The organism is Tenacibaculum sp. ZH5_bin.1 (genome assembly GCF_042865525.1).
Lineage (GTDB): Bacteria > Bacteroidota > Bacteroidia > Flavobacteriales > Flavobacteriaceae > Polaribacter > Polaribacter mesophilus.
In genome coordinates this window covers 254670-272192 of the sequence record NZ_JBEGIO010000001.1, presented here as the reverse complement: position 1 = coordinate 272192, position 17523 = coordinate 254670, and the positions used below count along the sequence as shown (strand labels likewise).

The window sequence follows — 17523 nt, the reverse complement described above, 5'->3', positions numbered from 1 at the left end:
AAAATTAAATTACAGATTTAAATTGTTCTAAGAAACGTTTGTCATTTTCATAGAACATACGAATATCTGGAATCTGGTATAACAACATTGCAATACGTTCAATACCCATTCCGAAAGCATAACCACTATATTTTGTAGGGTCGATATTACAGTTCTTTAAAACATTAGGATCTACCATACCGCATCCCATAATTTCTAACCAACCAGTTCCCTTGGTAATTCTGTAATCGGTTTCAGTTTCTAATCCCCAGTAAATGTCTACTTCTGCACTTGGCTCAGTAAATGGGAAGTACGACGGACGTAAACGTATTTTAGATTTACCAAACATTTCTTTGGTAAAGTATAATAAGGTTTGTTTTAAATCGGCAAAAGAAACGTCAGTATCTATATATAACCCTTCTACTTGGTGGAAAATACAGTGTGCACGTGCTGAAATATCTTCGTTTCTAAACACACGTCCTGGAGAAATGGTACGAATTGGAGGTTCGTTGTTTTCCATATAACGCACCTGAACTGATGAGGTATGTGTTCTTAGTAATGTGTCAGGATTCTTTTCAATAAAGAAAGTATCTTGCATATCACGTGCCGGGTGATATTCTGGTAAATTTAAAGCAGTAAAGTTGTGCCAATCATCTTCAATTTCTGGTCCTTCAGAAACAGTAAAACCAATACGGTTAAATACTTCTATAATTTGATTCTTTACTAAAGAAATCGGGTGTCGAGAACCTAAGTTGATTGGTTCAGATGGACGCGTTAAATCACCATAAACACCTTTTTCCTCAACAGCATTCTCAATAGCCTCTTTTAAAGAATTTACTTTATCTTCAGCTGAAGTTTTAAGTAAATTTATGGTTTGCCCAAATTCTTTCTTTTGGTCGTTAGGTACATTTTTAAATTCAGTAAATAAATCTTTTAAAATTCCTTTACTTCCTAAATATTTAATTCTAAATGTTTCAATTTCTTCTTTTGAAGTGGTATTAAAAGCTTTTACCTCTTCAATCAATTCTTTTACCTTGTCTAACATAATCTTTCCAAAAGTTAAGGTGCAAATTTACGTTTTTTTGTCTAAAAAAAAGGACTTTTAATAGGGTTTGCATAAACACCAATAAAATAAGGGAAATAAACGGTAAAATAGAAATTAACGAATAGTAAAATAATTATATTTGCATAGTAAAATTGTTAATATTATAAAATAACAGAACAACAACTAAGTTTATGGAATCTAACATACAAGCATTTATGGATTACGTAAAAGAACGTAATGCATACGAACCAGAGTTTTTGCAAGCTGTACATGAAGTAGCAGAAACAGTAATTCCGTTTATAGAAAATAATCCAAAATATCAGGGTAAGAAATTACTAGAGCGTATGGTTGAACCTGAACGTACTATTATGTTTAGAGTGCCTTGGGTTGATGATAACGGAGAAACTCAAGTAAACAGAGGATATAGAGTTGAGTTTAACTCAGCAATTGGTCCTTATAAAGGAGGGTTACGTTTTCATCCTTCAGTAAACTTATCAATCTTAAAATTTTTAGGATTTGAGCAAGTTTTCAAAAACTCATTAACAACCTTACCAATGGGTGGTGGTAAAGGAGGATCTGACTTTAACCCTAAAGGAAAGTCTGACCGTGAAGTAATGGCTTTTTGTCAATCATTTATGACAGAGTTAGCACGTCATATTGGTCCTGATACTGATGTTCCTGCTGGAGATATTGGTGTTGGAGGTCGTGAAATTGGTTACATGTTTGGTCAATACAAGCGTTTACGTAACGAATTTACCGGAGTATTAACTGGTAAAGGAGCTTCTTGGGGAGGTTCATTAATCCGTCCTGAAGCTACAGGTTATGGTGATGTTTACTTTGCAGAAAACATGTTAAAAACCAAAGGAGATTCTTTCGAGGGTAAAACTGTAGTTGTTTCTGGTTCTGGTAACGTAGCACAATATGCTACTGAAAAAGCAACTCAATTAGGAGCTAAAGTGGTTACTATATCTGATTCATCAGGTTATATCTATGATGAAGATGGTATTGATGCTGAAAAATTAGCTTTTGTACAAGAGTTAAAGAATGTAAAACGTGGAAGAATCCATGAATACGTAGAAAAATACCCATCAGCAAAATTCTTCAAAGGTGAAAGACCTTGGGGAACTAAGTGTGATGTGGCTTTGCCATGTGCAACTCAAAATGAGTTAAATGGAGATGAAGCAAAAGTATTAGTTGATAATGGATGTATTTGTGTTGCAGAAGGAGCAAACATGCCATCTACTCCAGAAGCTATTGAAGTATTCCAAAATGCAAAAATCTTATTTGCACCAGGTAAAGCTTCAAATGCAGGAGGTGTAGCAACATCTGGATTAGAAATGTCTCAAAACTCTTTACGTTTGTCTTGGACTCGTGAAGAAGTAGATAGCAAGTTACATTCTATTATGAATAATATTCACGAAGCTTGTGTAAAATATGGTACACAAGAAGGTGGGTATGTTGATTATGTAAAAGGAGCAAATATTGCTGGTTTTGTTAAGGTTGCTGATGCAATGTTGGATCAAGGAGCGGTATAATTTTATAGATAATAACATTAAAGCCTCATAGAAATATTTCTATGAGGCTTTTTTATTAGGGGATAATCGGTAAGTAATTACTTACTACTACTTTTCTGTATAGTTAAAGGCATTTTATAAATATGGTTTTTTAACTTAAATTCATTATTTATAAACTTATAATTTAATCTGCTTTTTACATAGTGACAAACTTGTTCAGTATCACAGTTAACATTCAAAATAACTATTTCTCCGTTTTTGTTTATTAAAAATTCTACGGTAGTTTTTACTTCTTTATCTAGAACAAAGTTAGGGTTACCTAATAGTTCAACGATTTTTGTTCTAATTTTCTCTTTTGCAGGATTTTCGTTTGTTGAAAAAACTGAAGTACTCATTAGAGTGACGAACATTAATACAAATAACTTTTTCATTTTTTAGAGTTTTAGGGTTTGTTTTAAGTTTGTTTGTTAAAATTTAACACTGTAAAAGTATTGTAAATGAGGTTTTTAATTGGATGTTGGTAATTAATAAAATATTGTTTTAAAGTAAAATAAATAAGCGCCTTATAACTGTTTTACAAATAATTAATATTGAATATATTTCTTTTTTTAAGTTTCTTTTTTGATGAATTTTAAACAGTTTAGTGATTTTTATTAAAATATATAAGATTGTTTTTTAAAATTTATCGAATACCTAAATACTTAAGGTTAGCTTTATGTTATAAAGCTTGCTTGATTTTTGTATTTTCGAATGATAATTTTTTTAAATGACAGCAAATAAGAGAAAAAATAGATATACAATTGCTTTTTATAATGTTGAAAATTTATTCGATACTGTAGATAATCCAAATACTTTTGATGATGATTTTACACCAAATGGTAAACTAAGATGGAATAGAAAAAAGTATGGTCATAAACTTAGAAAAATAACATCTGTTATTAGTCAGTTAGGAAATAACCAATCAGCATATCCACCTGTTATTATAGGATTGGTTGAGGTTGAAAATGCCATTGTTGTAAACGATTTAGTAAAGCACAAAAACCTGTCAAGATTTAATTATGATTATGTTCATTACGATTCACCAGACGAAAGAGGTATTGATGTTGCTTTGATGTATAACAAAGACTTTTTTAAGGTTATATTTTCAGAAACGCATTCACTTTTATTAAACGATGAAGAAGGTGGGGTAGATTATACGCGTGATTTATTAGTGGTTAAAGGGATGCTTAATGATGAAATAGTATACGTTTTAGTTAACCATTGGCCTTCACGTAGAGAAGGGGTGTCAGAAACTGAAAATAATAGGATAAAAGCAGCCCAATTGACTCGAAGTGTTATGGATAAGATTAAAGAAGAAGAAAGTACTGCAAAGTTTATTATTATGGGAGATTTTAATGATAACCCCGTAAATAAAAGTGTTGAAGAGTATTTGATGTCAGATGATTTGTATAACCCAATGAAGCCTTTATATAAAAGAGGTAAAGGAACAACCACTCATTTCAAAGAATGGCATTTATTTGATCAGATTATGTTTTCTAGAGATTTTTTTGATGAGAAAAAAAGTAAGTACACATTTTTAGATGCAAAAATTTATAATAGAGATTGGTTAAAAATATTCAATGGGAAATATGAAGGAAGTCCGTTTAGAACTTTTATAGGACCTTTTTATAAGGGCGGGTTTTCAGATCATTTTCCTGTTTATATTACTCTAGAAAAAGATAGATAAAAAAATCCTGAGAAAACTCTCAGGATTTGTATTTTGAATAAAATGAATTGTTACTCTACAGTAACCGATTTTGCTAAGTTTCTTGGTTGGTCAACATTTTTATCCAACATTACTGCTATATGGTATGAAAGTAACTGGAGTGGTATTGTAGTTAATAAAGGAGAAAAAGCTTCTTCTGTATCTGGTATTTCAATTACATGGTCAGCTATTTCCTTAACTGTTTCATCACCTTCCGTAACAATTGCTACTATTTTACCGCTACGAGACTTAATTTCTTGAATATTACTTACTACTTTTTCGTAATGTCCTCTACTTGTTGCAATGACAAAAACAGGCATGTTTTCATCAATTAAGGCAATCGGTCCGTGTTTCATTTCAGCAGCAGGATACCCTTCAGCATGAATGTAAGAGATTTCTTTTAGTTTTAAAGCCCCTTCTAAAGCAACAGGAAAGTTAAACCCTCTACCTAAATATAAACAGTTTTTAGCGTCTTTATATACGGCTGCTATTTCTTTAACTTGGGAATCAATTTTCAATAAACTTTCTACCTGAGTAGGAATTTGTTGCATCGTTTGTAAATAAGTATTCACTGCAGATGTTGATAAAGTTCCTTTAGCTTGTGCTAGTTTTAAAGCAATTAGAGAAAGTACTGTTATCTGTGTTGTGAATGCTTTAGTTGAAGCTACTCCAATTTCTGGACCAGCATGCGTATAAGCACCAGCATGTGTTTCCCTAGCAATTGAAGAGCCTACTACGTTACAAATACCAAAAACAAAAGCTCCTTTAGATTTAGCAAGTTTAATAGCAGCTAAAGTATCAGCTGTTTCACCAGACTGAGAAATGGCAATTACTACATCTTTTGGGGTAATAATAGGATTACGATATCTAAACTCTGAGGCATATTCAACTTCAACAGGAATACGTGCCATATCTTCAAAAAGATATTCTCCAACCAACCCTGCATGCCAAGAAGTACCACAAGCTACAACGATAATTCTGTCTGCGTTTAAGAATTTAGACATATTATCATCAACACCAGCCATTCGTATAATTCCCTCATTGGCTAGCATTCTTCCTCTATAAGTATCTATAATAGCTTTAGGTTGTTCATATATTTCTTTCAACATAAAGTGATCATAACCACCTTTTTCTATCTGTTCAAGACTTAATTGTAGTTTTTGAATATTCGCATCAATTTCTTTATCACTCTCAATTTTACGAACTTTAATCCCTTTATCCTTTTTTATAATAGCTAATTCACCATCTTCAAGGTAAATAGCATCTTTTGTATATTCAATAAAAGGAGAAGCATCAGAAGCTACGAAAAACTCTTCGTTGTTTTTTCCAACCCCAATAGCAATAGGGCTACCTAATCGAGCTACGACTAATTCATTAGGTTTTGTTTTGTCAAAAACAGCAATTGCATAAGCTCCAATTACATTGGTTAAAGCTAATTGAACAGCTTTTCCTAATTTACATTCCTCGCTTTTTTTTATTTCTTCAATAAGGTTTACTAAAACCTCAGTATCGGTATCACTTTTAAATTCATAGCCTCTAGAAAGCAATTCTTTTTTAATGGTATCATAATTTTCTATAATTCCATTATGAACAATTACAAGATTTCCAGATTGAGAAAAATGAGGATGAGAATTTACATGATTAGGAACGCCATGTGTTGCCCAACGAGTATGTCCTATGCCTATTTTTCCATTTTTTCTTTTTTCTTCTTTGTTTGTAATTATTTCTAAATCAGAAACTTTTCCTTTGGTTTTTGATAAGTGCATTGTTTCACCATCATACATCATGATTCCCGCACTATCATAACCTCTATATTCCAAACGTTTTAATCCATTAATTACAATTGGATAAGCTTCTCTATGTCCAATATATCCAGTAATTCCACACATACAACTTACTTTTCTTTTGAATATGATATTTTTAAAACAGCTCTTTTAGTTCCGTTAGTAGTCTCATTACCATCTAATAATGTTACAGCCCTTGGGTTCCAGTTATAGGATTTAACAGAGGTTGTTAAAACATTATTAACTACAGGGGCATCTGTAGGATTGTATACTTTTAAAACTAAAGGATCAGTAGTTGTGTTTTCTTCAGCTGATAGTAATTTAGAAATGTAATCGGTAATTCTAAACGTATATTTTTCAGGAGTATTGTCGTCAGTTTTCTTTAAAACTCCGCTAAATGAAGCTGGATCAACATATGAGTCTGTCAGCTGTGTTGGAGAAATTCCATTTGTCTCGTTTTTCTTATTTTGATATAAGAATAATTGCTGAGGAATAACATTGGCATCATTGTTAATTGTTTGATTTATATAAAAAGTAAGTGAGGCATCGTTGATTAGCCAGTTATTACTTTTTAACTCTTGAACTTTTGTATCGTCTAAAATTTCAACTTTTGCCATACTTCCTGCTGTTCCTTGAATAACAAAGTTGTTAGTGGGAGCAGGATTTGCAGCAGGAGTCATTTTATAAATACTGTTTCTTACTCCTGCAAGGGGGAAGGAATATTCTTTTTGTATAGTGTCTTTTACTGTAGTTCCATCTACTACTGATTTAGTGTAGTAAAAATCTACTGAAGGAGTCGGAGAAGCTGCGAGATTCAGAGGGACTAAAGAACCATCGTTTCCAGTAGCCATAATTTTTAAACCCCTGAAGTAATTATCAAAAGCCTCTTTTGAAGCAAATTCTCCATTTTCAAATTTATCCCAGAATAAAGTTTTCATTTTTGCTAAATCTAAAGGAATTGCTAAAAATGGAACTTTAAGCTTTTGTGAGTTTTCTGCTTTAACGGTGTATTTATAAGTGGTTGTGTTTGTTAATGAAGAAGACCTGTCAATTCTATCAAAAATGAATGTAGTGTCTGTAGCTTTAGGTTTCATTTCATAAACTCCATCTTCATTTAAAATAGTATTACCTAAGTATTCACTATCAGAAAAAAAAGTGTTTCTTTTAGAAGGGTCACTTGGGTTTAGTGTATTTAAATAGGTTTCATTTTGAAATACTTGTATAGAAGTAGCAATATTTGGGTTACCTAATACCGAATCTAATTTAAAAGTAGTAATACCATTTGTAGTACCCTTAGATGTTGCTTGGTACGGAATTTTTAAAATTACTTTATCTAAATTAAATATGGTATCACCATCGGTAACATTTTCTTTGTTTTTTAAACCAGATAAATAACCAAATTGAGAAATGATTGATGCTTCAATTTTTTCAGCATTAGGATTGTTATACACTCCTAGCCAATAATCACTAATAGTAGCGTTAATATTATCAGCTTGTACATTTTTTGTGTCTATTGGAGTTATTTTAACATCCAATAGAATTTCTCCTGTTTCAAACTTGTCATTATTAATAACATTTGTCCCAACTTCACTAAAGTCTTTTTCACAAGATGTAATAGTTGCTAAACATAGCAAGCTAATACCAAGTACACCAATTTTTCTAATCATTATTCGCTTAATTCTAAAACGTTCTCTTTATAAAATTCTAAATATGCTTCAGTTAAGGTTTCTTCCGATTGAAAATCTAAAACTTTTACATTATTGTCATTAATATAGGTTTCAACTTCCTCCGGTAAAACTTCACTGCCTTTTATGATAGCATCTGAGTTTTCAATAGCACTTTTCAAAATGTTTAAATGACTCGGTGTTTCGATAGTTGCTACCTTTGATTCCTCAATCTTATCAAAACGAACTTTATTAGCCATTTCTTTATTTAAATCTTCAATGTCGCTATTGTAAAGCGAAGTTACAATCTTACTTTCTGCAAACAAAGGTTCTTCTTTATAATATTCTCTTAAATATAGAGGTAATAAAGATGCCATCCATCCATGAACATGAATAATGTCAGGAGCCCAGTTTAATTTTTTAACGGTTTCAACTACACCTTTAGCGAAGAAAATCATACGCTCATCGTTATCTTCAAAAAGCTTATCGTCTTCGTCAGAATAAACTGCTTTACGCTTAAAATATTCATCATTGTCAATAAAGTATACTTGCATCCTTTCTTTAGGAATGGATGCAACCTTAATTATTAAAGGCATATCCATGTCGTTAATAATTAGGTTCATACCCGATAGACGAATAACTTCGTGTAACTGATGCCTTCGCTCATTAATCACCCCAAATCGAGGCATGAAAATACGGGTTTGAATTCCTTTAGAATGTGCATTTTTAGCAACGTTAAATGCGGTAGACGATAATTCTGTTTCTGGTAAATATGGTGTTACCTCTGATGAAACATATAAAATTCTCTTATCCTTCATTAAATCGGTCTCTTTTATTGAAGGTGCAAAAATACGAAAATTAATGCAAAAATCGTGTTAAATTGCTAATTTTGCATGCATTTCAATTAAATAACAATGAAAATTTTCACAAGAAAATCTGAAATAAAAGAGTTTTTATCATCTCAAAAAAAGGATAAAAAATCAATCGGGTTTGTTCCAACTATGGGGGCTCTTCATCAAGGGCATTTATCGCTTATTAGAAGAGCAAAAAAGAAGAATGATATTGCAGTAGTTAGTGTTTTTGTAAATCCTACACAGTTTGATAATAAAGAAGATTTAGATAAATATCCCAAGACTTATGAAAGTGATGTGGAGTTGTTAACGTCTGCTAATTGTGATGTGTTGTTCTTTCCTTCAGTAGAAGAAATATATGCCGAAAATATTACATCAGAAAAGTTTGATTTTGATGGGCTAGAACATCAAATGGAAGGGAGGTTTAGAGATGGTCATTTTGATGGTGTTGGAACAATAGTAAAAACGTTATTTGAAATAGTAGAACCAGATACTGCTTATTTTGGTAAAAAAGATTTTCAGCAATTGCAAATTATTAAAAAGTTAGTAGAAAAATATAACTTACCAGTAAAAATTAAAGGAAGACCAATTTTTAGAGAAGATGATGGGTTGGCTATGAGTTCTCGAAATACGAGATTAACAAAAGAATACCGTGAAGCTGCACCATTTATTTATAAAACATTAAAAAAAGCAAAAAAGAAATTTGGAGTAAAAGATCCAAAAGAGTTAACAAAATGGGTGAAAAAACAATTTAAAAATCATCCGTTACTTGAATTAGAATATTTTACCATTGCAGATGAAAAAACATTGCAAACGGTAACAGAGACTAAAGAAAATATGAAGTATCGTGCGTTTATAGCTGTTTTTGCTGGAGACATTCGCTTGATAGATAATATTCGTTTAAAGAGTTAATGTTTGAGCTTAAGAATGAGCTTTGTAATAATGTTAAAATCATCAAAAAACAATCTAGTATTCATTAAAAAACAATTATTTTTGCAGCATGTTAGTACAAGTAGTAAAATCTAAAATACACCGTGTTAAAGTAACCAACGCGGATTTAAATTATATAGGAAGTATCACCATTGATGAAGATTTAATGGATGCTGCTGGAATTATTGAAGGAGAACGTGTACAGATTGTGAATAACAATAATGGAGAGCGTTTAGAAACCTATGCAATTCCAGGACCAAGAAAGAGTGGTGAAATTACTTTGAATGGAGCTGCAGCTCGTAGGGTTCAAAAAGGAGATGTACTTATCTTAATTGTATATGCTTTTATGGAGTTAGAAGAAGCCAAAAAGTTTAAACCACAATTAGTATTTCCTAACGAAGAAAACAACTTGCTAGAATAGTTTGAGTATATCAGTAAAGAAAATCACAAAAATACTATTACCTCTCATTTTGGGAGGTTTTTTAGTTTGGTATTCATTGTCAAAAATTTCAATTGAAACCTTAGTACAATATTTTAAAGATGCTAATTACGGATGGATAGCTTTAGGACTGTTTTTTGGGGTGTTAAGTCACTTATCTCGTGCTTATCGTTGGAAGTTCTTATTGGAGCCTATGGGGTATAAACCAGATTTTGGCAATAGTACTATGGCGGTTTTAGTAGCGTATTTAGTAAACTATGCAGTCCCAAGAGCAGGAGAAGTGTCTCGTGCAGCTGTAATGACTAATTATGAAAACATTCCGTTTGAAAAAGGTTTTGGTACTATCGTTGCCGAACGAATGGCAGATTTACTAATGATGTTGAGTATTATAGTAATTACACTTTTTGTACAATTTGATTTTATTTATGAATTACTGACTAAAAATTTTGATCCAATTAAAATAGGAGTTCTTATTGGTGGCTTGGTTTTAGTGTTTATGATTTTTACAAGGTTTGTAAAAAAAGCGCAATCAGGAATTGGACTAAAAATCAAAAATTTTGTAGCAGGATTAATTGAGGGAGTAACCAGTATTTTGAAAATGCAACATAAATGGGCATTCATATTTCATACCGTATTTATTTGGGTAATGTATGTGTTAATGTTTTGGGCAACCATTCCAGCAATTGATGGATTACAGGTTCCGTTAGGAGGTGTTTTAATCGGGTTTATCGCTGGTGGATTTGCGATTGCGGCGACTAATGGAGGGATAGGATTGTATCCTGTTGCCGTAGCTGGAGCTTTGGCTTTATTTGGAATTGCTGAAGAACCTGCAACAGCCTTTGGTTGGATTATGTGGACAGCTCAAACGGCTATGATTATTGTCTTTGGAGGGTTAGCATTTTTGTTCTTACCCATCTATAATAAAAACAAATAGTTTTCTTTTCTTTGTAAGTAAATCTTACAAATCGAATGGCAAAAACCAAAACAACTTTTTTCTGTCAAAATTGTGGCGCGCAACACGCGCAATGGGTAGGGCAATGTGGCTCATGTAAAGAATGGAACACTATTGTTGAAGAAGTGATTCAAAAAGAAGAAAAAAGAAGTTGGAAATCGCCATCAAACACACAAAAAAGAATAGCGAAACCTTTACGAGTTGAAGATATTCAATTGAATCCAGAAGAGCGATTTGGCACCAAGAATCAAGAGTTAGACACTGTTTTAGGTGGCGGATTGGTGAAAGGAGCAGTAGTATTATTAGGCGGAGAACCAGGAATTGGAAAATCTACGTTGTTGTTACAAATTGCTTTACAAATTCCGCAAAAAGTATTGTATGTGTCTGGAGAAGAAAGTCAGTCGCAGATAAAAATGCGTGCTGAACGTATCGAAGGAAAAAATCCTAACTGTTTAATTCTTACCGAAACGAATACCCAACAGATTTTTAAAAATATTGAAGAAGTTCAGCCAGATGTGTTGGTAATAGACTCTATCCAAACTTTACATACGGATACAATTGAAGCGTCACCAGGAAGTATTTCCCAAATACGAGAAACTTCCGCAGAATTGATAAAATTTGCAAAAGAAACGGCAACTCCAGTTTTGTTAATTGGACATATTAATAAAGAAGGACATATTGCGGGGCCTAAGATTTTAGAGCACATGGTGGATGTAGTGTTGCAATTTGAAGGAGATCGAAATCATACCTACCGAATTTTACGTTCACAAAAAAACCGTTTTGGTTCTACGGCTGAATTAGGGATTTATGAAATGTTATCGGATGGATTGCGAGAAGTATCGAACCCTTCAGAAATCTTAATTTCAAAAAAAGACGCTGATTTAAGTGGAACTGCCATTGCATCTACCTTAGAAGGAATTCGTCCGTTAATGATAGAAATTCAAGCGCTAGTTTCAACAGCAGTTTATGGAACTCCACAACGAACTACAACGGGTTACAACTTGAAGCGCTTGCATATGATTTTGGCGGTGCTAGAAAAGCGTGCGGGGTTCAAATTAGGAGCGAAAGATGTGTTTTTAAATGTTACCGGTGGAATTCATGTAGACGATCCAGCAATAGATTTAGCGGTAGTGGCAGCGATTTTATCATCAAATCAAGATCTAGCCATCAATCCAGATGTGTGTTTTGCAGCTGAAGTTGGTTTAGCAGGTGAAATTCGTCCTGTTTCTAAAATAGATCAGCGTATTACCGAAGCTGAAAAGTTAGGATATAAAACCTTTGTAACCTCAAAATACAACAAGATTACGAGCAAAAACCATTCTATAAAACTGATTTTAGTAAGTAAGATTGAAGAGGCTTTTGCTACCTTGTTTGCTTAGAAAATTAATTATAAACCTAAATATTAAAAAAAATGAAAAAGAATTTATTTATCCCTCTTGTAATGTTAGTGCTTTTTGGATTTGCTTCTTGTTCTTCTTCGGGAGAAGATGAAGATTTAAGTCTAGGAAATTATGCTATGAAAGTAACTATTAATGGAGAAGTGTATGAGATGAATAATGCTTTGGGTACAAAGAAGGCTTCTAATAGTATAAACACTAATTATCCAAATGATAAATTTATTTACTTGCAAGGAACTTTACTACCTAAAGAAGTAAATATGTGGATTAATAGAGAGCATTTAGTTGCTGGAAAAACAATAGAAATAAATAGAGAAAGTGTAGATAATGATACTTATATAAAGTATATAGATTTATTAGATGATGATTTACAAGTTACGGTATCAGGAAGTATAACAATAACATTGGTTGATAATGATAAGAAAGTAGTGAAAGGTACTTTTGAGTTGGATGTTGAGAACTATGATTCTACTGGGGTAATAGCTCATAGACTAAGAGATGGTAGCTTTGCTTATACTTTCGAATAAAAAATAAAGAGAACCTTTTAGGTTCTCTTTTTTATTAGTTGATTTTTTGTTTAAAAATAGCCTGTTGATTCTCATTAACCAAATAGAATAACCTATTCCTTTTTCTTTCCAAAAAGTCTGTTTAAAAATCCTTTAATTCCTTTTTCTCTGTAAGGAGGGCAGTCTATTGACGAAGAAATCTCTTCAGGAATACCAAAAGAGGTTAAGTATCTTTCCTTTAGTTCGGGTGTGTTTTCTATTTCTTTTAGAATGTTGGCTACAATAGGCAGTGCTAAAGAAGAACCAGAGCCATTTCCGCTAGTAAAATGTACGTCATTTTTAGAGGTACCAATCCAGGTTCCGAGAACAATATTCGGTGTATACGCCATAAACCAAGCGTTGGTATAGTTTTGAGCGGTACCTGTTTTACTGGCTAACGGACTTTTAATTTTATACCTATTTCTTATGCTAGCTCCTGTTCCTTGCTCTACAGCTTGTTGTAAAATAGTAGTTAACGTTTGTGTACTTTCTTCTGTAAATACTCTTTTTGCCTTTTGCTTTTCACTTTCGTAAATGATATTTCCTTCTTTATCGGTAATTTTATGAATCATGTACAAATCATTCATTTTACCTTTATTGGCAAAGGCACCGTAAGCTCTTGTGGCTTCAAATAGCGATAAATCTAGTGTGCCTAAAGCAATAGAAGGAGCATCGTCAGTAATTTCTGGGAATAGTAACTTTTCACAAGCATTAATCAACCACTCTTTTTCTAGTTTAAAATATAGGTTTACACTAGGAATATTCATAGATTTTATCAACGCATACCACATGGCAACTTTTTTATCGGGAGTTGAGCTATGGTCGGCATTTTTCGGTTCCCAATTATCGTATTCAGGATAGGTTTTTTCCTCGTTTTCAAAATAATCACACGGAGAAATTCTATTTTCTAGTGCTGTAGCGTATAAAAATGGTTTGAAGGCAGAGGCTATTTGACGGTGTGATAACACCATATCAAAAGGAAGTGTGTTAAAGTTATTTCCGCCAACCCAACTGATTACTGCGCCATTCTTCGGATTCGTAACTAATACAGAAGCATTTAGCATTTTATCATAATACCAAAGACTATCAATTTTATTACCAGTAATGGTTTTTGTGCTATCCCAATCAAAAAGTTGAATAGTTCTGTTTTGTTTATCTTTTTCTGTAAACTGCTGCTTTTTTAACCATCTATTTTTTAGTCTGTTTGAAGCTAGCTCCTTATTCAACTGTTGTTGCTTGATGATGAGTTGCTCTTTAGCAGATTTTTCTGCAATTTTTTGAATATCGTAATTCAGTGTTGTATGAATTTTTAATCCGTCGGTTTCTAAATTATAAGAAGTATTGGTGCTATCATTTATTTTTTTTACAATTTCTACTGCTTTTTTCTTCACTTGATAGGTAAAATAACCAGCGGTGGCATTTACATCAAGGTTTTTGTAGTTAAGTGTAATAGGTAGTTTTTGTAAACTGTCGGTAACTTTATTACTTAAATAGGCTTCGTTATTCATTAACTGAAGAACTGTATTGCGACGTTTTTTTGCGTTCTCTGGATTTAATCTTGGGTTGTAATAGGTGTTGGCTTTTAACATTCCTACAAGTACGGCAGACTCCTCAATGTTTAATTCACTAACTGATTTGTTAAAAAATCGATTAGCAGCCGATTCTATCCCAAAATTGTTTTCTCCAAAAGGAACCGAGTTTAAATACAATAACAAGATCTCATCTTTGCTGTATAGTTTCTCCATACGACTGGCAATGATGAGCTCCTTGATTTTGTTGATAGGCATGCTCAAAAAACCATGGTATTGCCTTCCGTATAGGTTTTTAATTAACTGTTGTGTAATGGTGCTTCCGCCACCACCTGAGGCGTCTTGTAGTAAAATACTTCTAAAGAAAACACGTGCATAGCTTTGACCATCGTAACCGTTATGTGAGTAAAACCGTTTATCTTCTGTAGCTATTAAAGCTTCTTTTAAATGATTTGGGATTTGTTCTAGTCGAACATTGGTTCTGTTTTCAGCAAATAGTTTACCTATAATTATCTCGTCTGATGAATAAATTAAAGAAGCTTCTTCATTGATGATAGATGTCAATTCTTCTTTATTAGGGAGCTTCCCAAAGACTTCAAAATATACTAACGAAAATAATACTACTACTAAAAGAACTCCAAACAGTATTAATCCTGTAGCGTATTTTAACAAAAGAGTTAATTTCTTACTTCCTTTAAGTTGAAGTTGTATTTCTTTCAATATTTTCATTGTACAAAATAACGAATTCTAGTTGGTAAAATTGTAAGAGTGTAATATAATGGTTTGGGTTAAGAGAGATGTGATTAGAAATTGGTTTTAATTTGTTAGAGCGCTTTCAATTATAGAAAAAGTTTTATCTACGGGGTTTATTTCTGCTTTTATTCCGTAGGGAATTGTGAAAGTAGGGCAAGTATGTCCAAAATCCATTTCTGTAATTATTGGTAAATCTGTTAAACCAGCTTCGTCTCTAATTACTTGAATTAATGCTTTCTCATATTCTACTACATATTGATTATCGTAAGGTCTACCAACTATTAATCCTTTAATATTATGTATAATACCAGAAGCAACATAGTTTCTTAAAATCCAAAGAAAATAATGGGGAGGCATCATTGCTTCTGATGTTTCAAAAAACAATATTTTACCTTTCCAATCTGAAGGGGTTACCCATAATTTTGTGTCTTTTAAGGTTTCTAAAACATCGAAACATCCCCCTAATAGTTCTCCAGATACTGTTTTTGTACCCTGTAAAAACTTCCATCCATTGGGTTTTGTTAACTGTCTTGATGTATTTTGGTTTTCTGGATTTTCCCATTCTAATCGTTCAGATGTCCAACCTTCAGTATTAGGGCTAATTTTCCCTATAATTTTATTAGAAAATAAAGTTTGGTTAATGTCATCTATTTGGTATTGATGCATTCCATTATTTTCAGCAAATCCAACAAGTGTTGAAGTTCCATAAAAAGATGTTACTCCCGCTTTATAAAAACAAAAATGTGTTACAGTAGAGTCTGAGAAACCAATAAAAATTTTTGGGTTTTTTCTAATAATATCTAAATCGATAAAAGGTAGCATTCTTATGCTGTCGTCTCCTCCAATGTTAGAAATGATTGCTTTTATAGACTTGTCCTCAAGAGCTTCTATTAAGTCTTCAGCTCTTGCTTTTGGGTTTTCATAAATCCATTTAGCAGGTTTTAACGCATTTCTAGTTTCAACAACTTCTAAATCAAAATTATCTTGTATCTGTTTTTTTCCTATTTGATATCTATTAGGTATTTCTCCAGCACCTCCCCATGATAAAGAAATTGTAGCTACTTTATCTCCTTTTTGTAATTTTTTTGGTTTTATCATGGTTGTTTTTAAAAGTGTTTTTATGGTTGTAAGTTTATAAAAAACTTTATTTTTTGGAGGCGAAGTTAACCTTTTTTGCAATAAAAAACCTCGCTTTAGCGAGGTTCAGAACTAAAGTAGTTTATGTCTAACAACATCCACCACCATCGTAATGATAGGTAGATTCTGAGAAAAATATATCGTCTCTTCCTAACGCTTTTAAGGCTGCGGCTGTTTTATCACAAATCGCTAAGGGTTGATTTTTTAATAAGGTGTGTCCTGCTCCGTCATCAAAATAGTCTTCATCTCCAAAGTAAATGGCAGCTTTACCTGTAAATACACATGGACCATCAGCAGGCATTGGATCTTTAATCGCAGCTACTTCAATCGATTCGATATAAATCAATTCATCGGTAGGGTAATTTTTGGGGTCTAAAATTCTGTATGGTTTACGTGCTCTAATTTCAATAGTTCCAAAACCAGCATCCGTCAGCATTTTTACGTATTCCGTAATCGGTAAACTTCCGCTTAAGCATAAGGCACGTAAACGTTCGTCATTACGTAAGGTTTCGTTCATAGGTTGCTCACACGTAGGGTCACTCATAACCAAACGTCCGTGAGGTTTTAACACGCGGTATATTTCAGCAATGGCTTTTTTCAGTTCTTCAGCTTTAAAAATGTTAAACAAACAGTTTTGAGCAGCTACATCAATAGAGTTGTCCTCTACAGGTAAGTGTAAAGCATCACCTTTTCGTAAATCGACAAACTCACTTTTGAACCAAGGATTTTGAGCTTCTGCTTCCACAAAATTTTTTCGAGAAGCCTCTAGCATTTCATCTACCACATCAATTCCAATCACTCCGTTTTTCTGACGTGAGAAATAAGAGAATTGTAACAATTCCATTCCGCCACCAACACCTACATATAATATTTTAGGATTGTTGGTTAAATCACGAGCATGTACGGTAGAACCACATCCGTAGTTCATTTCTTGCATGATTTTCGGAATTTTTAATCCTGGTAACTCCCAAATAGGGTTTGTTGTACAGCATAAACCAACATCAGGGGTTAACGCTGCTTCTTTATATACATTTTTGGTGGTTTCTAAGTAACTCATATTTTTTAAGATTAAAGACCGCTACGCTGTTAGATAAAAGAATAAAGACTTGTGTTGTTTGTCTAGGTTCTTGATTCTAATAGTCTTGCTTTATAATTTGTTTTGTTATTTCGAGCCTTTCGACTGCCGCTTAAGACATGCTAAAGCGAGAAACCTCAAGGTTGGATGCTACTTCCATTAAAAAGATTCCTTCACTATGTTCG

General features: G+C 32.7%; 15 protein-coding genes. 7 read left to right on the top strand and 8 right to left on the bottom strand.

Annotated elements, in window-relative coordinates:
• Positions 1–4: 4 nt before the first annotated feature.
• Positions 5–1024 (bottom strand): phenylalanine--tRNA ligase subunit alpha, encoded by a 1020-nt coding sequence (gene pheS, locus ABHQ57_RS01230; protein ID WP_073182468.1) that lies wholly within the window; start codon positions 1022–1024, stop codon positions 5–7.
• A 191-nt stretch (positions 1025–1215) separates the two neighbouring features.
• Here pheS and gdhA point away from each other — a divergent pair, with 191 nt between their 5' ends.
• Positions 1216–2559 carry an NADP-specific glutamate dehydrogenase gene (gdhA, locus tag ABHQ57_RS01225; RefSeq protein WP_389861984.1) on the top strand — a complete coding sequence of 448 codons (1344 nt, stop codon included), beginning with the start codon at positions 1216–1218 and terminating at the stop codon, positions 2557–2559.
• 77 nt (positions 2560–2636) lie between these two features.
• Here the strand turns inward: gdhA and ABHQ57_RS01220 are convergent, their stop codons facing one another.
• Complete coding sequence (locus ABHQ57_RS01220) at positions 2637–2969, bottom strand: hypothetical protein (protein WP_125064411.1); 333 nt, start codon at positions 2967–2969, stop codon at positions 2637–2639.
• Between the two features lie 335 nt (positions 2970–3304).
• Between ABHQ57_RS01220 and ABHQ57_RS01215 the strand changes: the two genes are divergently transcribed.
• Positions 3305–4264, top strand: coding sequence for an endonuclease/exonuclease/phosphatase family protein (locus ABHQ57_RS01215; protein WP_047788215.1), 960 nt, complete (start codon positions 3305–3307; stop codon positions 4262–4264).
• A gap of 50 nt (positions 4265–4314) precedes the next feature.
• Here ABHQ57_RS01215 and glmS read toward each other — a convergent pair whose 3' ends face one another.
• Genes glmS through ABHQ57_RS01200 form a run of 3 tightly spaced genes read right to left on the bottom strand, consistent with a single transcriptional unit; the run spans position 4315 to position 8548 of the window.
• The gene (gene glmS / locus ABHQ57_RS01210) at positions 4315–6171 is read right to left on the bottom strand and encodes a glutamine--fructose-6-phosphate transaminase (isomerizing) (protein WP_167712514.1); all 1857 of its coding nucleotides are present in this window, start codon (positions 6169–6171) and stop codon (positions 4315–4317) included.
• Between the two features lie 5 nt (positions 6172–6176).
• On the bottom strand, positions 6177–7733 hold the full coding sequence (locus ABHQ57_RS01205) for a DUF4270 family protein (RefSeq protein ID WP_167712513.1): 1557 nt from the start codon (positions 7731–7733) through the stop codon (positions 6177–6179).
• Positions 7733–8548 (bottom strand): glycogen/starch synthase, encoded by an 816-nt coding sequence (locus ABHQ57_RS01200; protein WP_159488958.1) that lies wholly within the window; start codon positions 8546–8548, stop codon positions 7733–7735. The genes ABHQ57_RS01205 and ABHQ57_RS01200 overlap by 1 nt, the downstream gene beginning before the upstream one ends.
• A 96-nt stretch (positions 8549–8644) precedes the next feature.
• On the opposite strand from ABHQ57_RS01200, the gene panC reads away from it, so the two are divergent.
• The 5 genes from panC (at position 8645) to ABHQ57_RS01175 (ending at position 12826) form a co-directional block, all read left to right on the top strand.
• Positions 8645–9493, top strand: a complete 849-nt coding sequence (panC, locus tag ABHQ57_RS01195; protein WP_239178420.1) for a pantoate--beta-alanine ligase — start codon at positions 8645–8647, stop codon at positions 9491–9493.
• An 88-nt stretch (positions 9494–9581) separates the two neighbouring features.
• On the top strand, positions 9582–9932 hold the full coding sequence (panD, locus tag ABHQ57_RS01190) for an aspartate 1-decarboxylase (RefSeq protein WP_028891458.1): 351 nt from the start codon (positions 9582–9584) through the stop codon (positions 9930–9932).
• A 1-nt stretch (position 9933) separates the two neighbouring features.
• A complete protein-coding gene (locus tag ABHQ57_RS01185) occupies positions 9934–10884 on the top strand; it encodes a lysylphosphatidylglycerol synthase transmembrane domain-containing protein (protein WP_231128361.1) in 951 nt (316 codons plus the stop codon).
• Positions 10885–10919: 35 nt separating this feature from the next.
• Positions 10920–12281, top strand: coding sequence for a DNA repair protein RadA (gene radA / locus ABHQ57_RS01180; RefSeq protein WP_047788221.1), 1362 nt, complete (start codon positions 10920–10922; stop codon positions 12279–12281).
• A 32-nt stretch (positions 12282–12313) separates the two neighbouring features.
• Positions 12314–12826 carry a hypothetical protein gene (locus ABHQ57_RS01175; protein WP_389861976.1) on the top strand — a complete coding sequence of 171 codons (513 nt, stop codon included), beginning with the start codon at positions 12314–12316 and terminating at the stop codon, positions 12824–12826.
• Between the two features lie 92 nt (positions 12827–12918).
• Here the strand turns inward: ABHQ57_RS01175 and ABHQ57_RS01170 are convergent, their stop codons facing one another.
• The 3 genes from ABHQ57_RS01170 to arsM all read right to left on the bottom strand — a co-directional run bounded on the left by ABHQ57_RS01170 (position 12919) and on the right by arsM (position 17320).
• Positions 12919–15102 (bottom strand): transglycosylase domain-containing protein, encoded by a 2184-nt coding sequence (locus ABHQ57_RS01170; RefSeq protein WP_167712511.1) that lies wholly within the window; start codon positions 15100–15102, stop codon positions 12919–12921.
• A gap of 87 nt (positions 15103–15189) precedes the next feature.
• Positions 15190–16224: a S66 peptidase family protein gene (locus ABHQ57_RS01165; protein ID WP_167712510.1), complete on the bottom strand. Its 1035-nt coding sequence runs from the start codon at positions 16222–16224 to the stop codon at positions 15190–15192.
• Positions 16225–16351: 127 nt separating this feature from the next.
• Positions 16352–17320 (bottom strand): arsenosugar biosynthesis arsenite methyltransferase ArsM, encoded by a 969-nt coding sequence (arsM, locus tag ABHQ57_RS01160; protein WP_167712509.1) that lies wholly within the window; start codon positions 17318–17320, stop codon positions 16352–16354.
• Positions 17321–17523: the final 203 nt, after the last annotated feature.

Excerpts from the sequence above, each read along its gene's own strand:
- radA (WP_047788221.1), top strand. The coding sequence starts at position 10,920 with ATGGCAAAAACCAAAACAACTTTTTTCTGTCAAAATTGTGGCGCGCAA.
- arsM (WP_167712509.1), bottom strand. The coding sequence starts at position 17,320 with ATGAGTTACTTAGAAACCACCAAAAATGTATATAAAGAAGCAGCGTTA.
- panD (WP_028891458.1), top strand. The coding sequence starts at position 9,582 with ATGTTAGTACAAGTAGTAAAATCTAAAATACACCGTGTTAAAGTAACC.
- ABHQ57_RS01175 (WP_389861976.1), top strand. The coding sequence starts at position 12,314 with ATGAAAAAGAATTTATTTATCCCTCTTGTAATGTTAGTGCTTTTTGGA.
- ABHQ57_RS01205 (WP_167712513.1), bottom strand. The coding sequence starts at position 7,733 with ATGATTAGAAAAATTGGTGTACTTGGTATTAGCTTGCTATGTTTAGCA.
- pheS (WP_073182468.1), bottom strand. The coding sequence starts at position 1,024 with ATGTTAGACAAGGTAAAAGAATTGATTGAAGAGGTAAAAGCTTTTAAT.
- gdhA (WP_389861984.1), top strand. The coding sequence starts at position 1,216 with ATGGAATCTAACATACAAGCATTTATGGATTACGTAAAAGAACGTAAT.
- ABHQ57_RS01200 (WP_159488958.1), bottom strand. The coding sequence starts at position 8,548 with ATGAAGGATAAGAGAATTTTATATGTTTCATCAGAGGTAACACCATAT.
- ABHQ57_RS01220 (WP_125064411.1), bottom strand. The coding sequence starts at position 2,969 with ATGAAAAAGTTATTTGTATTAATGTTCGTCACTCTAATGAGTACTTCA.
- ABHQ57_RS01215 (WP_047788215.1), top strand. The coding sequence starts at position 3,305 with ATGACAGCAAATAAGAGAAAAAATAGATATACAATTGCTTTTTATAAT.
- panC (WP_239178420.1), top strand. The coding sequence starts at position 8,645 with ATGAAAATTTTCACAAGAAAATCTGAAATAAAAGAGTTTTTATCATCT.
- glmS (WP_167712514.1), bottom strand. The coding sequence starts at position 6,171 with ATGTGTGGAATTACTGGATATATTGGACATAGAGAAGCTTATCCAATT.
- ABHQ57_RS01165 (WP_167712510.1), bottom strand. The coding sequence starts at position 16,224 with ATGATAAAACCAAAAAAATTACAAAAAGGAGATAAAGTAGCTACAATT.
- ABHQ57_RS01170 (WP_167712511.1), bottom strand. The coding sequence starts at position 15,102 with ATGAAAATATTGAAAGAAATACAACTTCAACTTAAAGGAAGTAAGAAA.